This is a genomic window from Mycobacterium sp. (assembly GCF_052144515.1).
Lineage (GTDB): Bacteria > Actinomycetota > Actinomycetes > Mycobacteriales > Mycobacteriaceae > Mycobacterium.
In genome coordinates this window covers 1-16734 of the sequence record NZ_JBKQQD010000468.1, presented here as the reverse complement: position 1 = coordinate 16734, position 16734 = coordinate 1, and the positions used below count along the sequence as shown (strand labels likewise).

The following is a 16734-nucleotide window of genomic DNA, read 5'->3' as shown; positions in this document are numbered from 1 at the left end:
CTACCCACAGTCCGCGCTGCACTCGAACGCGAAACCGCCGAACCTGTCGTGCACAATGACCAGGTGAGCGCAGCCTGATGCTCACCGGACCGCCACCGAAGTTCCACGGAACTCGGGACAACCTCGCTCGAACAGGATGCCGACTTAGCCGTCAACGCAGCGAACTTTGCGTTGGAAGCTTTACCATCATGCGGCTTTGGCATGAGCAGAGCGAGCGCCAGAAATGTCCCCGCTGCGATTCGCAGCGCTATACCACCGTGTTGGATACGAACGACGACGGCGAATTTGTCGTTTGGGATGAATGTTCTGCGTGCGCGTATGCAACAGAACCGAACCTCGATGAGCCAGAGCCAGAGCATGACCACCTGCCTCCGTGAACCCTTTCAGCGCTGGGCGCAGGTACGGCACCGGGAACAGTAGAACCCTTACTTGGCCGTCCTTGCCGGAGCGAGATCGCCTGCATCCACAAAGGATAAGGGCCGGTTTGACGCCACGGCGCTTACGGGGTGGCGGTACCCGGTCGGATGCAGCACTGCGAAGAACTGAGCGACAACCGGGTCGCTACGTCTCTATTGAGTTTTGGAGTTTTTGCGGCGACACCCCAGCCCCGCCGGACAGGGCTGGGGTGTCACCTCTTACGGTGTGCAGAATGGTTGGCGCCACCGTAGTCGCCCGCACCACAAGGAGGAATTGTCAAAACCTGTGGATTGGTGGGTTTCAGGCGACCTCCGATCCGGCGGTCTGATCATCGGGCGGCATCGGGTCCGGCGTGATGTCAGTGGGCCGTTCGAGCAGTTTGCCTTTGTGGAAGATCGCGCCGGCGCGGACGAGGGCGACGAGTTCGGGTGCGTTGACTTTGCGCCAGCGAGCTTGTGCGGCCTCGATGAGCTTGTAGGCCATGGCGATTCCGGCGGTGCGTGATCCTGGGCCTTTGGTGACGCGCTGACGAAGGCGCACGGTGGCAAAGGTGGACTCGATGGGGTTGGTGGTGCGCAGGTGGATCCAGTGCTCGGCGGGGCATTTGTAGAACTCCAGCAGGGTGTCGAGGTCGTCGGTGATCTTGGCGATCGCCTTGGGGTACTTGGCGCCGTAGTCGAGTTCGAAGGCCTTGGTCGCGACCTGGGCCTTGTCGATGTCTTCGGCGTTGTAGATGTCCTTGAGCGCGGCCAACGCGCCTGGGTGTGCTGATTTGGGCAGTGCGGAAAGGACATTGGCCTGCTTGTGGAACCAGCAGCGCTGCTCGCGGGTATCGGGGAAAACCTCACGCAACGCCGCCCAGAAGCCGAGCGCGCCGTCGCCGACCGCGAGCACGGGTGCTCTCATGCCGCGGCGGCGGCAATCACGCAGCAGATCGGCCCACGATTCGGTGGATTCGCGGTACCCGTCGGTGATCGCTACCAGTTCTTTGCTCCCGTCGGCACGCACCCCGATCATCACCAGCAAACACAGTTTCTGCTGATCTAGGCGTACCTTGAGGTGGATTCCGTCGACCACACAAATAGACGTAGTCGCTGCCTGAGAGGTCACGGGCCCCGAACGCTTTGGCCTCGTCTTGCCATTGGGCGGTCAGCCTGGTGATCGAGGCCGCCGACAGGCCCGAGCCGGTACCGAGGAACTGCTCAAGCGCCGGTGTGAAGTCGCCGGTGGACAGCCCGTGCAGATACAGCAAAGGCAATACCTCGCTGATCTGCGGGGACTTGCGCGCCCACGCCGGCAAGATCGCCGAAGAAAACCGCTTGCGCTCACCAGAGTCGGGGTCGGTCCGCTTGTCGTTGACCCGCGGCGCACGCACCGGCACTCCACCAGCAGCGGTGAGCACCGTGCGTTCCTCGTGGAAGCCGTTGCGCACCACCAGCTGGTGCCCGTCCTCATCAATCAGCTGGCAGTGGGCGTCAATATAGGCGGCGACCTCGGCCTTCAATGCCGCGGCCAGCATCTGGCGAGCACCATCGCGGACAATCTCATCGAGCAACGACCGACCCGCACCGCCGTCGTTGTCGTTGGCCGATTCCGCATCGTGAACTACCGTGAGCACGGGCTTACCTTCCCAGCCAGCGCGCCAACGCCGGTCTTGATCAGGACACTTCGGACTTCAGATCATCCTCGGGAAGGTGCGCCCGCTTACGCCGCCTCGCCGAGGCTCATCCACAGGTTCTGAGCTTTGCTCTGATGACAGCGGCGGCAACGGATCTGGCGGGTATCGGTTCGGAGCTTAGCGAGGTGCGACCCGGTCTCCTGCCAACCGGACGTCTTTGATACCTGAGCTACAGGTGTTCGATGATCACCGGGTCAGTTCACGGCGCCGCGGGTCACTTGAGGTCCGGGCGCAGCGCGATGTCGCGACAAGAGACGCGCTGCTTGACCCGGCGCACCGAGTTGGAGCATCGCGGCCAACGCGGTTTCGAGGACCACTTCCTGTTGCACGCGACTACCGCCAATCGACGGAAGCCCGGCGAGCGATTCGAGGAGGTAGTCGAGCGCGGCGCGCGGCTCACCCTCCGTCAACGCGATAAGACCTTCGCCGATGAGGCGCAGCGTCGTTGCCTGCGCGTCGGTCGCGCCCGGAACATCGATCGCGCGGATCGCGGCCGGATCATTCGCGGCGGCCAGCACCAGCAGCGCGTGGAACGCGATGAACGGCGTTTGCGGCGCATACGCTAGCGAGCCGACCTCGGCGAGCAACGGCATCGGATCAGGGGGAGTAACCCAGTCCGGATGCAGGCGCGCCCGCCACGCGAGCGAACCGGCATCGACGAGGCAGCGCACGTCCTTCGACTGGGGCGGTGCGAGAAACGAGGCGTACCGGCGAGCCGCGGCAGCAGCGTCGCCCATCGCGAGCTCGTGCAGCGCGGCGTGCCACTGAAAATGCGGGAGGTAGCGCTGCGTGCTGCCGTCGCCCGCGATCCAGTCCGTCAGCCATTTCAGCCCGGCTCCATGCGCGTCGGTCTCGTAGTGCACGTGCGAAAGCGCATGCGCGGCATTGCCACTGCCTGGATCGAGTTCGAGTGCGGCGTCGGCGAGGTCGGCCGCGTCGTACCACAGGCCCTGCTCCGTTCGGCCGTAGGCGCGCAAGCCGAGATACCATGGCGCCTCGCCGTGCACGCCGGTAAACCGCTCGACGTACTGCCACGCGTCCGGCAGCGCGTCGCCGGCCCCGGCGAACGCAATCGACGGCGCGAGCACAAGCAATGCGACTTCGTCGTTCGGGACGCGGTCCAGATGGTCGATGAGTGCGGGGGTGCCGACCGCGTTTCCCTTCTCGCACCACGCGGCGATGGCCTCGACATGGCTGCGGTCTTCGTCGCTGCCATGCGCAAGCGCCGCGCGCGCTCGAGCGAGATGGCCGCTGACTGCGTCCGGGCCGCCCGCGCGGTCGGGCCGTTCCGTGGCAATCATCGCCAGTGCGACGTGCGCCCGCGCGTGGTGCGGATCTTCCGCGACCGCGGCAGCGAAGGCGACCGACGCGCCGTCTTGGACGGAGAGCAGGCGGCGCACACCCTCGGCGTACGAAGCGGCCGCACCACTCAATTCCGGTGCAGTCCTCACGAGACTGGGCGTCCGCACCGGGCGCTCGCGCGAGTCGTCGGCGAGCAGCTGCGCGATAGCAGCCGCCTGGGCACGGATTTCGGGAATCGCGGTGGTCTCCCACTCCTCACCCTGGCGGATCAAGCCGAGACAGATGATGTCCGGGACCGTGCCTCCGGCCGCGTCGATGAGGTAGCCGTCCGCATCGAGGCGCACGCCTACGCCGCTCGGGTGCAGCGATGCGACGTTGTTGGCCAACAGGTTCGCCCAGAGCGGGGAGCGGTACAAGGACCGCCGATCCCAGGAGGTGCCAGTGGCGACGACCACCGCGTCACCACGTCGACGCACTGATCGGTCGCTCGTTGTCACCACCAGTTCGACGCCACTGCCGTGCAGCGAGACATCGGCCACCTCGCCCGCTTCGATGGCCAGTTGGCCCCTGTCGATCGCGGCATAAATCGCGTCGGCGATCGTAGGCGGCATGCGGTGGCGAAGGATGTCCCACTGCCGCAAGTCCTCGCGCAGGAACCGGCGCTGGTCCTCCCACCCCAACGACCGCCACAGCTGGGCCGTACGTGGCCGGAGTGCGTCGATCACTTGTCGCCAGTCCGAACCAGCGTCGCGTGCGTGCGCGAGATCCGCGGCGAGCGCGGCGCGCATTTGCTCAAGTGAGACCTCGGCGGCGAGCGCATCGAGGTTGGGCAACTCGGTCGGCGCACCCGCGGTGCGGAATCGGCGGGGGAGCGCGCCGTGACGGGACAGCAGGGTGACCGTGGCGCCGCGCGCTATGAGAGGCAGCGCGACATCAACGCCGGTGAGTCCCGAACCGATCACCAAGACGCTCGCGGGCCGGCGTGCACCAAGAGCCGCGAGCGCGCCGGGCGCCCATGGATCAACCACAACCTTGCCGTCGGTGGCTGGGTCGGCTCCTAAGGCCAACACCGGGGCGAAGGCGCGCTCCAGCGACTCGGGCATGCCGCCTTCGGGGCGCCCGGTCGCGAGCACAACGGCGTCGGCCGATAAGGAACGTCCATCGTTTAGCGCAATGCGCGCGGGCGCGCCCGGCGTCAACCCGACAACCTCGGCGGTCTCGATCCGTACGTCGGCGACCGCGAGTTGTTCTTGCAGGTAGCGGCCGTACGCGAGACGCGGTGCGAAGCTCTTGACCGGTGCGACGGCTCGTTCGTCGAGCCATCGGCAGAAGTGATCGGGATCGTCGGGCCAAGCAGACATGCGCTGCGCAGGAACATTCAACAAGTGGGTCGGGTCTTTGGTGCCATACGCCGCCCCGGTGCCGGGACGACCAGACGCGTCGATCAGCGTGATCTGCGCATCTGGTTTGCTCCGGCGGAGATGTATCGCGGTGAGCACGCCCGCAGCACCACCACCCACGATCGCGACGCGCAACATGCCGGAAGGTTATATCTTGCGGGCGGGTTGAGGTGCTTGATCGCGCTGATAAAGTCACATGAACGAGGTTGTGAACGGAATATGAATTGTGGGGATGGTGCGACGCCGAGCTAGCGCCGCGATGCCCCGACCGTGAGACTAATGGGGTGACGAACGCCGATTCTTCTCAAAATCACCCCCACTTTTTGCGCTCGGTAATCCGTTGGCTGCAGGTCGGCTACCCCCAGGGTGTGCCCGGACCCGACCAGGTCCCGCTGTTCGCGTTGCTGCGCAGCACGCCGCTCACCCACGACCAGATCAAAGACGTGGTACAAAACCTCACCAATACGGGATCGGACGCGACCGCCGACGGCGTGATCGACGGCAACGAGATTGCCGAGAAAATCTCTGAGATGACCCACCACGACGCTGGACCCGAGAACGTCCGGCGGGTGGCCGCCACGTTGGCCGCCGCCGGTTGGCCGCTGGCCGGCATCAACGTCAGCGAGCTGATCCCTGGTGACGAAGACGGCGAGGCCGCCGAAGAGGTTGCGACACGGCTGCGCGCTCCGTCATAACTTCGAGATGTCGATGACGAAGCGGTAGCGCACGTCGCTGGCCAGCACACGCTCATAGGCTTCGTTGACGTAATCCGGCTCGATGACCTCGATTTCGGGCGTCACACTGTGCTCGGCGCAGAAGTCCAGCATCTCCTGGGTTTCGGCGATGCCGCCGATGTTGGACCCGGACAGGCTGCGCCGCGCCAGCGCCAGCGAGAATGCCGGCACCTCCATGGGGTGCTCGGGGATGCCCAGTTCGACGAGGGTGCCGTCGACGTCCAGCAGGCCCAGGTAGTCGCCGAGTTTCAGGTTCGCCGAGACGGTGTTCAGGATCAGGTCGAAGCTGCTGCGTAACTTCTTGAAGGTGTCGGGGTCGGCGGTGGCGTAGTAGTTGCTCGCACCCAGGCGCAGCCCGTCTTCCATCTTCTTCAGCGACTGCGACAGCACGCTCACCTCGGCGCCCATCGCCGCGCCCAGCTTGACGCCCATATGCCCGAGGCCACCGAGGCCGATGATTGCCAACCGCGTGTCCGGCCCGGCCTTCCAGTGCCGAAGCGGTGAGAAGAGCGTGATGCCCGCGCACAGCAGCGGTGCCGCTTTGTCCAGTGGCAGTGAGTCGGGGATGCGCAGGACGAAGTTTTCGTCGACGACGATGGCCTGGCTGTAGCCGCCCTGGGTGGGCGTGCCGTCTTTGTCGATGGAGTTGTAGGTGAAGGTCGCGCCCGGCTTGCAGTACTGCTCGAGACCGGCTTTGCAGTAGCGGCACTCGCCGCAGGAATTCACCATGCAGCCCACGCCGACGTGGTCGCCCACCTTGTGCTTGGTCACCTCGGAGCCGACGGCGGTCACCACGCCGGCGATCTCATGGCCGACCACCACGGGGTAATTCGGCACGCCCCACTCGCCTTTGGCGGTGTGGATGTCGGAGTGGCAGATGCCGGCGAACTTGATGTCGATCGCCACGTCGTGCGGGCCGGGCTCGCGGCGGGTGACGGTGGTCTTGGTCAGCGGTTCGGTCGCCGACGTGGCGGCATACGCGGTAACAGTGCTCATCGGAAAATCCCTCTTCGTTCGTCAGTCCTGAGAAAAGCTTAGCTAAGGTAACGGTCTCGGGCCAATCGGCTGGTCACCAGCGTAGGACGATTCAGTACGAACAGCCGCTCAGTGGGCGAGGCGCAGCCGACCGGGGCCTTGCCGGGAATATCTTGCGCTGGTGGGGAATACGCGAAACGATCAGCCGCTATCTGCTACGTCTGCGGCGTGGAATTTCGTACTGCCGGGCGCAATCATTGTTGCCTTCGGAGCAATATATTCAGCTTTCCGGATTATCCGCCTGCATGGTCTTCATCTCGGTTGGACTTGGATAAACGCCGTTTATCTGGTGCTATGGCTGACTCTTGCTCTGGCATTCGGTGTGGTTGCGATTCGCTGTGGGAGGACTCAGCGTGTCGCGGCCATCTTTGCCTGGATCACCTGTGCGGCTGCGGCTTTGCGGGGGCTGTACTGGGGATTCCTGCTCGTGGATGACGCTCGAAATGGTACGCATTTCGCATACAGCCACTATTTGCCGCTCGTGACCGGTATGGCGCTCATTGCCTTCGGAATCGCATCGCACCGGCCATTCCGGTGGTGGTGGTCGGCGCCCGCATTTATTGCGGGATTTCTCGACGCCCGGGCCAGTGCTCTGGGCTTATATAGGGCGCATCCGTATGTGAGTCTGATCTGGCTGGTTCCGCTGGTGATACTGGGAATTGCCATGTCGCGGACTCGAGTCGGCGCTCGCGCGGCTAGTTGATCGGGGCGTTGACCCAGCGCAGGTCGTCGACGATGCCCCAGGCCGCGATGATGCCCTCGCCGGTCTGCCATATCTCGTCGTTGACGACAAAGACCCGGTTGTCGCGGTTGGCGGACAGGTTGCGCCACGGGTTGCTGTCCAGCACGGCGGCGGCGCGCTGCGCGGCGGCCGGTGACGCACACGACACGTAGATGACGTCGGCGTCCGCTGCAGAGAAGTCCGGTGACCTCGCCAGCTCGGCGTCGGTGGTGCCGATTTCGATGTAGGGCTTGTCGGTGAACCGCTGTGCGGCAGGCCGGTCCACCCCGACCCGGGTCAGCACGCTGGCCGGGAAGTTGTTGGCCCCGTAGACGCGCATGGTTTTGTCGGTGAGCTGGACGATCGACGCCTGGAAGTGGGCGGCGTCACGGCTAGCCCCGATCTGGTCGGCCCGCGAAGAGAAGCCGTTGATCAGGGCGTCTGCGGCGGCGCCGCGCGCGGTGGCGGCGCCGGCCCCACGAAGGTTGTCTTCCCAGGCCGCCCCCGGAGCCGCGGTGAACACCGTCGGGGCGATTGCCGCGAGCTGCGGATACAAGTTTGGCGTCAGCGCCACCGAACCGAGGATCAGATCCGGGTGCGCCGCCGTGACGGCATTGAGGTCAGGGGAGCTGCGGGTGCCGACGGCGGGCAGGCCGTGCACCGCGTTCCCCAGATACGAGGGCTGATTGGAGGAGCCGTCCGGCAACGCGGCGGCGACAATCCGCGATTGCAAGCCAAGCGCGCACAGCGCGTCGAGCTGGTCACCGGAGAGCACCACGATGCGTTGCGGCTCGGCCGGCACCTCGGCCACATCGGGGTTGACGCCCGCGGCGTTGTGGGCCGGCCGGGTCGGCGGCCCCGGGTCGGCGGCGGCGGCGTCGCGCGCGCACGCGTCGTCGGGTTTGCGGTCGTTGCCCAGCACCCCCGCACCGGCGATTTGGGTGGTGGGGGTGACCAGCGACCGCGACGCTGTGGTGGGTTGATCGGAACCGCACGCGCTGCACGTCACGATCGCCACAATTGCCAGTGCAGAGGCCAGTGCAGAGGCCAGTGCAGAGGCCAGTGCTGCGGTCGGTGCGGCGGCGGCAAACCTGGGTCGCCTCCCGCCGAATAGCACGCGTTCGACGTTAACATCCGGCCAGCTCGGACCCGTCCGCCGAAACCAGCCTTGGGTGAGGCCACAGCCGGCGCCACGGCATTTACGACAGTTTGTAGGACCAGGCCTGCCGCCGCCCCGAGTGGGGGCTAAGATTCGTCTCAGTTATGGGTACCCGACCCTTTCCGGTCCCCTGTCCTGTGATGGATGTCTGGAGGAGCTGTTGACAGCCGAAGCGCCCCCTTTGGGAGAACTCGAAGCCGTCCGTCCATTCCCGGCGCGGACCGGTCCCAAGGGGAACCTTGTCTACAAACTGATCACCACGACCGATCACAAGATGATCGGCATCATGTATTGCGTCGCGTGCTTCATCTTCTTCTTCATCGGCGGCCTGCTGGCCCTGTTGATGCGTACCGAGTTGGCGCAGCCTGGCTTGCAGTTCTTGTCGAATGAGCAGTTCAACCAGCTGTTCACCATGCACGGCACGATCATGCTGCTGTTCTACGCCACCCCGATCGTGTTCGGCTTCGCGAATCTGGTGCTGCCGCTGCAGATCGGCGCGCCCGACGTCGCGTTCCCCCGGCTGAACGCCTTCTCGTTCTGGCTGTTCTTGTTCGGCGCCACGATCTCAACCGCCGGCTTCATCACGCCCGGCGGTGCCGCCGATTTCGGCTGGACCGCCTACACCCCGCTGACCGACGCCATCCATTCACCTGGTCCCGGTGGTGACCTGTGGATCATGGGTATCGCGGTGGCCGGCCTGGGCACCATCCTGGGCGCGGTCAACATGATCACCACGGTGGTGTGCATGCGCGCACCCGGCATGACGATGTTCCGCATGCCGATCTTCACCTGGAACATCCTGGTGACGTCGATCCTGATTCTGATCGCGTTCCCGCTGCTGACCGCCGCGCTGTTCGGGCTGGCCGCCGACCGACATCTGGGCGCCCATGTCTACGACCCGGCCAACGGCGGAGTCCTGTTGTGGCAGCACCTGTTCTGGTTCTTCGGTCACCCCGAGGTCTACATCATCGCCCTGCCATTCTTCGGGATCGTGTCCGAGATCTTCCCGGTGTTTTCCCGCAAGCCGATCTTCGGCTACACCACGCTGGTTTACGCGACGCTGTCGATCGCCGCGTTGTCGGTCGCGGTGTGGGCACACCACATGTTCACCACCGGAGCCGTTCTGCTGCCGTTCTTTTCGTTCATGACGTATCTGATCGCGGTGCCGACCGGGATCAAGTTCTTCAACTGGATCGGCACAATGTGGAAGGGGCAGTTGACCTTTGAGACGCCGATGCTGTTCTCGGTCGGGTTCATGGTCACGTTCCTGTTGGGTGGTCTGACCGGTGTTCTGCTGGCCAGCCCGGCGCTGGACTTCCATGTGGCGGACAGCTATTTCGTCGTCGCGCACTTCCACTACGTGCTGTTCGGCACCATCGTGTTCTCGACGTTCGCCGGCATCTACTTCTGGTTCCCGAAGATGACCGGCCGGCTGCTCGACGAGCGGCTGGGCAAGCTGCACTTCTGGTTGACGTTCATCGGTTTTCACACCACGTTCCTGGTGCAGCACTGGTTGGGCAACAAGGGCATGCCGCGCCGTTATGCGGACTACCTTCCCACCGACGGCTTCACGACGCTCAACGTCATCTCGACCATCGGGGCCTTCATCCTGGGTGCGTCGATGTTCCCGTTCGTGTGGAACGTCTTCAAGAGCTGGCGCTACGGCGAGGTCGTCACCGTCGACGACCCCTGGGGATACGGCAACTCGCTGGAGTGGGCGACCAGTTGCCCGCCGCCGCGGCACAACTTCACCGAACTGCCCCGGATCCGTTCGGAGCGTCCGGCGTTCGAGTTGCACTACCCGCACATGGTGGAACGAATGCGCGCCGAATCCCACGTCGGACGCGCCTACGGCCATGAGGGCAAAGACGTCACGAGAGTCGACGACGTCAACGTCCGCAGCTGACGGTTTGGGGTGAGCACACCACCTAAGGTGTCGGTGCTGATCACCGTCACCGGCGTGGATCAGCCAGGTGTGACGTCGGCGCTGTTCGAGGTGCTGTCCCGGCACGGAGTCGAGCTGCTCAACGTCGAACAGGTGGTGATCCGGGGCCGGCTCACCCTGGGTGTCCTGGTGTCCTGCCCCCCGGAAGTCGCCGACGGTACCGCGTTGCGCGACGACGTCAAAACCGCGATTCACCGGGTAGGCCTCGACGTCGCGATCGAGCGCAGCGACGACGTACCGATCATCCGGGAACCGTCGACCCACACCATCATGGTGATGGGCCGGCCCATCACCGCCCGGGCATTCGGCGCGGTGGCCCGCGAGGCGGCCGCTCTGGGCGTCAACATCGACCTGATCCGCGGCGTCTCCGACTATCCGGTCACCGGCCTGGAGTTGCGGGTCTCGGTGCCGCCGGGAGCCGGTGGCCAGCTGCAAACCGTGCTGACACGGGTGGCCCGCGACGAGGGCGTCGACGTGGCACTTGAGGCCTACAGCCTGGAACGGCGGGCCAAGCGGCTCATCGTCTTCGACGTTGATTCGACGCTGGTCCAGGGCGAGGTCATCGAGATGCTGGCGGCGCGCGCGGGCGCGCAGGGAACTGTCGCGGCGATCACCGAGGCCGCGATGCGCGGGGAGCTGGATTTCGCGGAGTCGCTCGAGCGGCGGGTGGCCACCCTGGCGGGCCTACCCGCCACGGTCATCGACGAGGTCGCCGACCAGCTGGAACTGATGCCCGGCGCCCGGACCACGCTGCGCACGCTGCGCCGGCTGGGTTATCGCTGCGGGGTGGTCTCCGGAGGCTTCCGGCGGATCATCGACCCGCTCGCACACGAACTGATGCTGGACTTCGTCGCCGCCAACGAGCTCGAGATCGTCGATGGCACGCTCACCGGCCGCACGGTCGGCCCGATCATCGACCGGGCCGGCAAGGCCAAGGCGCTGCGCGACTTCGCGGAGCAGGCCGGCGTGCCGATGGAGCAGACCGTCGCCGTCGGTGACGGCGCCAACGACATCGACATGCTGGCCGCCGCCGGGCTGGGCATCGCGTTCAACGCCAAGCCCGCGTTGCGTGAAGTCGCCGACGCGTCGTTGAGCCATCCCTACCTGGACACGGTGCTGTTTCTGCTAGGGGTGACGCGCGGCGAGATCGAGGCGGCCGACGCGGTCGACGGGGTGGTGCGCCGCGTCGACATCCCGCCTGAGTAGGTGGCGCGAGCAGTCCCCCGCAAGCGGGAGGTGCCCCCAGCAAAAGCCCCTATTTCGTGCCGAAATTGGGGGCTTTTGCGTCTGCTCGCCAGTGGTACGGCACGATGATCGGGTGCCCGAAGCAGCCAACCCCGACCTGCTGATCGACCTCAGGAGCGTGTCGCTGCGACGTGGCGATCACACGCTGGTGGGTCCGCTGGACTGGGCGGTCGAACTCGACGAACGCTGGGTGGTCATCGGCCCCAACGGGGCCGGCAAGACGTCGCTGCTGCGCATCGCCGCGGCAGCCGAACACCCGTCGTCGGGCGTCGCCTACGTGCTCGGTGAGCGGTTGGGCCGGGTCGACGTCAGCGAGCTGCGGGCCCGGATCGGGCTGAGTTCCTCGGTGCTGGCGCAGCGGGTGCCCACCGATGAAGTGGTCCGCGACCTCGTTGTCTCGGCCGGTTATTCGGTGCTGGGCCGGTGGCGGGAACGCTACGAGGATGTCGACTACCAACGGGCGATCGACATGCTGGAGAGCCTGGGGGCCGAGCACCTTGCCGACCGCACCTACGGGACGCTGTCCGAAGGCGAGCGCAAGCGCGTGCTGATCGCCCGTGCGCTGATGACCGACCCGGAACTGCTGCTGCTCGACGAGCCCGCCGCCGGCCTGGACCTGGGTGGGCGCGAGGAACTGGTGGCCAGGCTGGCCGATCTGGCCGCCGACCCCGACGCACCCGCGCTGGTGCTGGTCACCCACCACGTCGAGGAGGTGCCTCCCGGCTTCAGCCACTGCCTGATGCTTTCGGAGGGCCAAGTGGTCGCCTCGGGTTTGCTGCCCGACGTGCTGAACGCCCAGAACCTGTCCACCGCTTTCGGGCAGGAGATCGCCCTGGACGTCGTCGACGGCCGCTACTTCGCCCGGCGAGTTCGCAGCCGCGCAGCCCACCGGAGGCAGCTATGACCCAACCCGTCGAGCCTTTGACGCCGCGCCCGGCCGCGACCGTGATGCTGATCCGCGACACACCAACCGGGTTGTCCGTGTTTTTGATGCGCAGGCACTCCGCGATGGAGTTCGCCGCCGGCGTCATGGTTTTCCCCGGCGGCGGTGTCGACGATCGCGACCGCAACGCCGACTTGGAGGGGTTGGGGGCCTGGGCCGGGCCGCCGCCGTCGTGGTGGGCGGAGCGGTTCGGCATCGAGTCCGGCCTGGCCGAGGCGCTGGTGTGCGCCGCGGCGCGGGAGACCTTCGAGGAATCGGGGGTGCTGTTCGCCGGGCCTGCCGATGACCCGGAGCGCCCGGGCGGCATTGTCCGCGATGCCTCGGTCTACCGAGACTCGCGCCGCGCGCTGGCCGACCGGACGCTGTCGTTCGCGGAGTTCCTGCGCCGGGAGAACCTGGTGCTGCGCTCCGACCTGCTGCGGCCGTGGGCGAACTGGGTCACCCCGGACGCCGAGCGCACCCGCCGCTACGACACCTACTTCTTTGTGGGAGCGCTGCCGCAGGGTCAGCGCGCCGACGGCGAGAATACCGAATCCGATCGTGCCGAGTGGGTGTTGCCGCAGGACGCCATTACTGACTTCGCGGCCGGGCGTAACGTCTTGCTCCCGCCGACCTGGACGCAGCTGGACGCGCTGGCCGGCCGCACGGTCGCCGATGTGCTGGCCGTCGAGCGCCAGATCTCGCCGGTGCAGCCCCTCCTGGAGAAGCGGGGCGACAACTGGGTGTTCGAGTTCTTCGATTCCGACCGCTACCACGAGGCGCGAAAGTCGGGCGGCTCGATGGAATGGCCCCTATGAGCCCAATGAGTGAGTTCGTGAGCATCGTGGTCAGCGACGGCTCGCAGGATGCCGGCCTGGCCATGTTGCTGCTGTCGCGACCGCCCACCAACGCGATGACCCGCCAGGTTTACCGGGAGATCGCGGGGGCCGCGGCCGAGCTCGGGCGGCGCGACGACGTCGCCGCGGTGATCTTGTTCGGCGGCCACGAGATCTTCTCCGCCGGCGATGATGTGCCCGAGCTGCAGACACTGAGCCCGTCGGAGGCCGACACCGCGGCCCGGGTCCGCCGCGAGGCCGTCGATGCCGTCGCGGCGATCCCCAAGCCGACCGTGGCCGCGATCACCGGCTACGCCCTGGGCGCCGGCCTCACCCTGGCCCTGGCCGCCGACTGGCGGGTCAGCGGCGACAACGTGAAGTTCGGGGCGACCGAGATCCTGGCCGGCCTGGTCCCCGGAAGTGACGGAATGGCCCGGCTGACCCGCGTGGCCGGCGCGAGCAGGGCCAAGGAGCTGGTGTTCAGTGGGCGCTTCATCGACGCCGAGGAGGCCTCGGCGCTGGGCCTCATCGACGAGATGGTGGCCCCCGACGACGTGTACGACGCCGCCGCGGCGTGGGCACGCCGATTTCTCGACGGCCCGCGACATGCCCTGGCCGCCGCCAAAGCCGGCATCAATGCCGTTTTTGACGACGCCTTCGCCGCTGGTCAGGACGGTGCCGACACGCCCCGCCGACACGGCCGTTAGGCTGCCCTGCATGACGAGGAGTTCGGAAATCCCCGCTGACGCCGTTCCCAACCCGCACGCCACAGCCGAGCAGGTGGCAGCCGCCAGGCAAGACAGCAAGCTGGCCCAGGTGCTCTACCACGATTGGGAGGCCGAGAGCTACGACGAGAAGTGGTCGATCTCCTACGACCAGCGCTGCATCGACTACGCCCGGCACTGCTTCGACGCCGTCGTGCCCGACGAGGTCATCCGTGAGCTGCCCTGCGACCGGGCCCTGGAACTGGGCTGCGGCAGCGGCTTCTTCCTGCTCAATTTGATCCAGGCCGGGGTCGCCCGGCGCGGATCGGTCACCGACCTCTCACCCGGCATGGTCAAGGTCGCCACCCGCAACGGGCAGTCGCTGGGACTCGACATCGACGGCCGGGTCGCCGACGCTGAGGGCATCCCGTACGACGACGACACCTTCGATTTGGTGGTCGGGCACGCGGTGCTGCATCACATTCCCGACGTCGAGCTGTCGCTGCGTGAGGCGCTGCGGGTGCTGAAGCCTGGTGGCCGGTTTGTGTTCGCGGGCGAGCCCACCAACGTCGGCAACGGATATGCCCGTGCGCTCGCGGACCTGACGTGGAACGTCACCATCCGCGCGGTGAAGCTGCCCGGGCTGGGCGCCTGGCGCCGTCCGCAGGCCGAAATCGACGAGAACTCGCGCGCGGCGGCCCTCGAGTGGGTGGTCGACCTGCACACCTTCGAACCGAAAGACCTGGAGAGGATGGCGACCAACGCCGGCGCCGTGCAGGTCGAAACCGCCACCGAGGAGTTCACAGCCGCGATGCTCGGGTGGCCCTTGCGTACCTTCGAGTCGACGGTGCCGCCGGGCAAGCTCGGCTGGGGCTGGGCGAAGTTCGCCTTCATCAGCTGGAAGACGCTGAGCTGGGTGGACGCCAACCTGTGGCGTCGCGTGCTGCCGAAGGGCTGGTTCTACAACGTGATGATCACCGGGACCAAGCCGTCCTGAATAGCGGCTCGGCTGGCCTGCGCTTCAGCACCGACGACGTCGCGTACCTGCGGTCGGAATCGGGTGCCGCCGCGCTGGCGGCGGTCGCCGGATTCGAGCTGGCCGACGCCACCCGGATCGCCGATGTCGCCGCGGCGCGGGCCCGATTCGGCGACCGGGCGCCGTTGCTAGTGGAGACGACGCTGCTGCGCCGCCGCGCCGCCGAAAAGCTCGGCGAGCTGGAGGTCTCCGGCTGGCTTTTCACCGACGAGGCGCTGCAGCAGGCCACCGCCGCGGTGGTGGCCCTGCACCGGGCCCGCCGGCTCGCCGGCCATGTCGTGCACGACGCGACCTGTTCCATCGGCACCGAGCTGGCCGCATTAGGACGCTGCGCCGTCCCGGCGGTGGGCAGCGACATCGACCTGGTGCGGCTGGCGATGGCGCGCCACAATCTCGGGGAGACCGCCGGCCTGTGTCGCGCCGACGCGCTGCACCCGGTGACCCGCGACGCGGTGGTCCTCGTCGACCCTGCCCGTCGCCGCGGCGGCCAGCGGCGCTTCAAACCGGACGACTATCAGCCCGGCTTGCGTCAGGTGATGGACTGCTACGGTGGCTCTAGTGGCCGTGATCTCGTCGTAAAGTGTGCTCCCGGAATAGATTTCGACGGCGTGGCCCGCCTCGGCTTCGACGGCGAAATCGAGGTGATGTCCTACCGCGGCTCGGTGCGGGAAGCGTGCCTGTGGTCGGCCGGGTTGGCGGAGCCGGGTGTGCGCCGCCGGGCCAGCATCCTCGACGGGCCCTCTGGAGGCGAACAGATCACCGATGCCGGGTCCGACGACTGCCCGGTGCGGCCCGCGGGGCGATGGATCATCGACCCCGACGGCGCCGTGGTGCGGGCCGGGCTGGTGCGCCACTACGCTGCGCGGCACGGACTGTGGCAGCTCGACCCCGCCATCGCCTACCTGTCCGGAGACCGGCTGCCGCCGGAGATCCGCGGCTTCGAGGTGCTCGAGCAGCTGGCGTTCGACGAGCGCCGGCTACGGCGGGCACTGGCGGCGCGGGACTGCGGCGCGCTGGAGATCCTGGTGCGCGGTGTGGGGGTCGACCCCGACGCGCTGCGGCGACGGCTGCGGCCGCGCGGCAGCCAACCCCTGTCGGTGGTCATCACCCGGGTCGGCGCCGGCCCGGCCAGTCACGCAGCGGCCTACGTTTGCCGTGCCTCGCGATAGGGCCCCGGTACGCTGGCGGCGGTCATTCTTGCGGGTACTTCTTACTGACTACGGGGACAATTCGACGATGCGTTTTCTGATAGCGGCCGCGGTGCTGGCCTCCGCGGTCTTAGCGGTCCTAGTCGGCTGGCCGGCGGCCGCCGCCCCACCGACGTGCGCCGCCCTGGGCGGCACCATGCCGGACGCCCAGACCTGCCGTCTGCACACGTCGACCCCCACCTACGCGCTCACCATGACGTTTCCCGCCGACTATCCCGACGAACAGGCGCTGACCGACTACATCACCCAAAACCGCGACGGGTTCGTCAGCGTCGCCCAGAGTTCCGGGAGTCGCGACCAGCCCTACCAGATGGAGGCCACCACCGAGCAACACAACGCCGGCCAGCCGCCACACAACACCCGCAGCGTCGTGCTCAAGTTCTTCCAGGACC

12 protein-coding genes and 2 pseudogenes are annotated in these 16734 nt (G+C 66.9%); 10 read left to right on the top strand and 4 right to left on the bottom strand.

The genetic code is table 11. The features are described 5' to 3' along the window. Window positions 1–717 precede the first annotated feature (717 nt). A pseudogene (locus ACLP9N_RS31660) lies at window positions 718–2035 on the bottom strand (IS256 family transposase). Window positions 2036–2289: 254 nt separating this feature from the next. Then, the gene (locus ACLP9N_RS31655; RefSeq protein WP_442411084.1) at window positions 2290–4935 is read right to left on the bottom strand and encodes an FAD/NAD(P)-binding protein; all 2646 of its coding nucleotides are present in this window, start codon (window positions 4933–4935) and stop codon (window positions 2290–2292) included. A 146-nt stretch (window positions 4936–5081) separates the two neighbouring features. Between ACLP9N_RS31655 and ACLP9N_RS31650 the strand changes: the two genes are divergently transcribed. After that, window positions 5082–5492: a DUF3349 domain-containing protein gene (locus ACLP9N_RS31650; protein WP_442411083.1), complete on the top strand. Its 411-nt coding sequence runs from the start codon at window positions 5082–5084 to the stop codon at window positions 5490–5492. Here ACLP9N_RS31650 and ACLP9N_RS31645 read toward each other — a convergent pair. Continuing rightward, a complete protein-coding gene (locus ACLP9N_RS31645) occupies window positions 5487–6527 on the bottom strand; it encodes an NAD(P)-dependent alcohol dehydrogenase (protein WP_442411082.1) in 1041 nt (346 codons plus the stop codon). The two genes, ACLP9N_RS31650 and ACLP9N_RS31645, sit on opposite strands and share 6 nt — an antisense overlap. 160 nt (window positions 6528–6687) lie before the next feature. Between ACLP9N_RS31645 and ACLP9N_RS31640 the strand changes: the two genes are divergently transcribed. Then, window positions 6688–7269 (top strand): hypothetical protein, encoded by a 582-nt coding sequence (locus tag ACLP9N_RS31640; protein WP_442411081.1) that lies wholly within the window; start codon window positions 6688–6690, stop codon window positions 7267–7269. Here the strand turns inward: ACLP9N_RS31640 and ACLP9N_RS31635 are convergent. Beyond that, window positions 7262–8338 (bottom strand): iron-siderophore ABC transporter substrate-binding protein, encoded by a 1077-nt coding sequence (locus tag ACLP9N_RS31635; protein ID WP_442411086.1) that lies wholly within the window; start codon window positions 8336–8338, stop codon window positions 7262–7264. The genes ACLP9N_RS31640 and ACLP9N_RS31635 overlap by 8 nt on opposite strands. Before the next feature lie 268 nt (window positions 8339–8606). On the opposite strand from ACLP9N_RS31635, the gene ctaD reads away from it, so the two are divergent. The 8 genes and pseudogenes from ctaD to ACLP9N_RS31595 form a co-directional block, all read left to right on the top strand. After that, entirely contained in the window at window positions 8607–10352 is a 1746-nt protein-coding gene (gene ctaD, locus ACLP9N_RS31630; RefSeq protein WP_442411080.1) for an aa3-type cytochrome oxidase subunit I, read from the top strand. 9 nt (window positions 10353–10361) lie between these two features. Further along, complete coding sequence (gene serB / locus ACLP9N_RS31625; RefSeq protein ID WP_442411079.1) at window positions 10362–11597, top strand: phosphoserine phosphatase SerB; 1236 nt, start codon at window positions 10362–10364, stop codon at window positions 11595–11597. Between the two features lie 91 nt (window positions 11598–11688). After that, a complete protein-coding gene (locus ACLP9N_RS31620) occupies window positions 11689–12540 on the top strand; it encodes an ABC transporter ATP-binding protein (protein ID WP_442411078.1) in 852 nt (283 codons plus the stop codon). Further along, a complete protein-coding gene (locus tag ACLP9N_RS31615; RefSeq protein ID WP_442411077.1) occupies window positions 12537–13376 on the top strand; it encodes an NUDIX hydrolase in 840 nt (279 codons plus the stop codon). The genes ACLP9N_RS31620 and ACLP9N_RS31615 overlap by 4 nt, the downstream gene beginning before the upstream one ends. A gap of 5 nt (window positions 13377–13381) precedes the next feature. Beyond that, window positions 13382–14101 carry an enoyl-CoA hydratase gene (locus tag ACLP9N_RS31610; RefSeq protein WP_442411076.1) on the top strand — a complete coding sequence of 240 codons (720 nt, stop codon included), beginning with the start codon at window positions 13382–13384 and terminating at the stop codon, window positions 14099–14101. Window positions 14102–14111: 10 nt separating this feature from the next. Then, complete coding sequence (locus ACLP9N_RS31605) at window positions 14112–15095, top strand: class I SAM-dependent methyltransferase (protein ID WP_442411075.1); 984 nt, start codon at window positions 14112–14114, stop codon at window positions 15093–15095. Window positions 15096–15112: 17 nt separating this feature from the next. After that, complete coding sequence (locus ACLP9N_RS31600) at window positions 15113–16303, top strand: THUMP-like domain-containing protein (protein ID WP_442411085.1); 1191 nt, start codon at window positions 15113–15115, stop codon at window positions 16301–16303. A gap of 67 nt (window positions 16304–16370) precedes the next feature. Continuing rightward, window positions 16371–16734 (top strand): annotated as a pseudogene (locus ACLP9N_RS31595) (esterase); the annotation flags it as partial.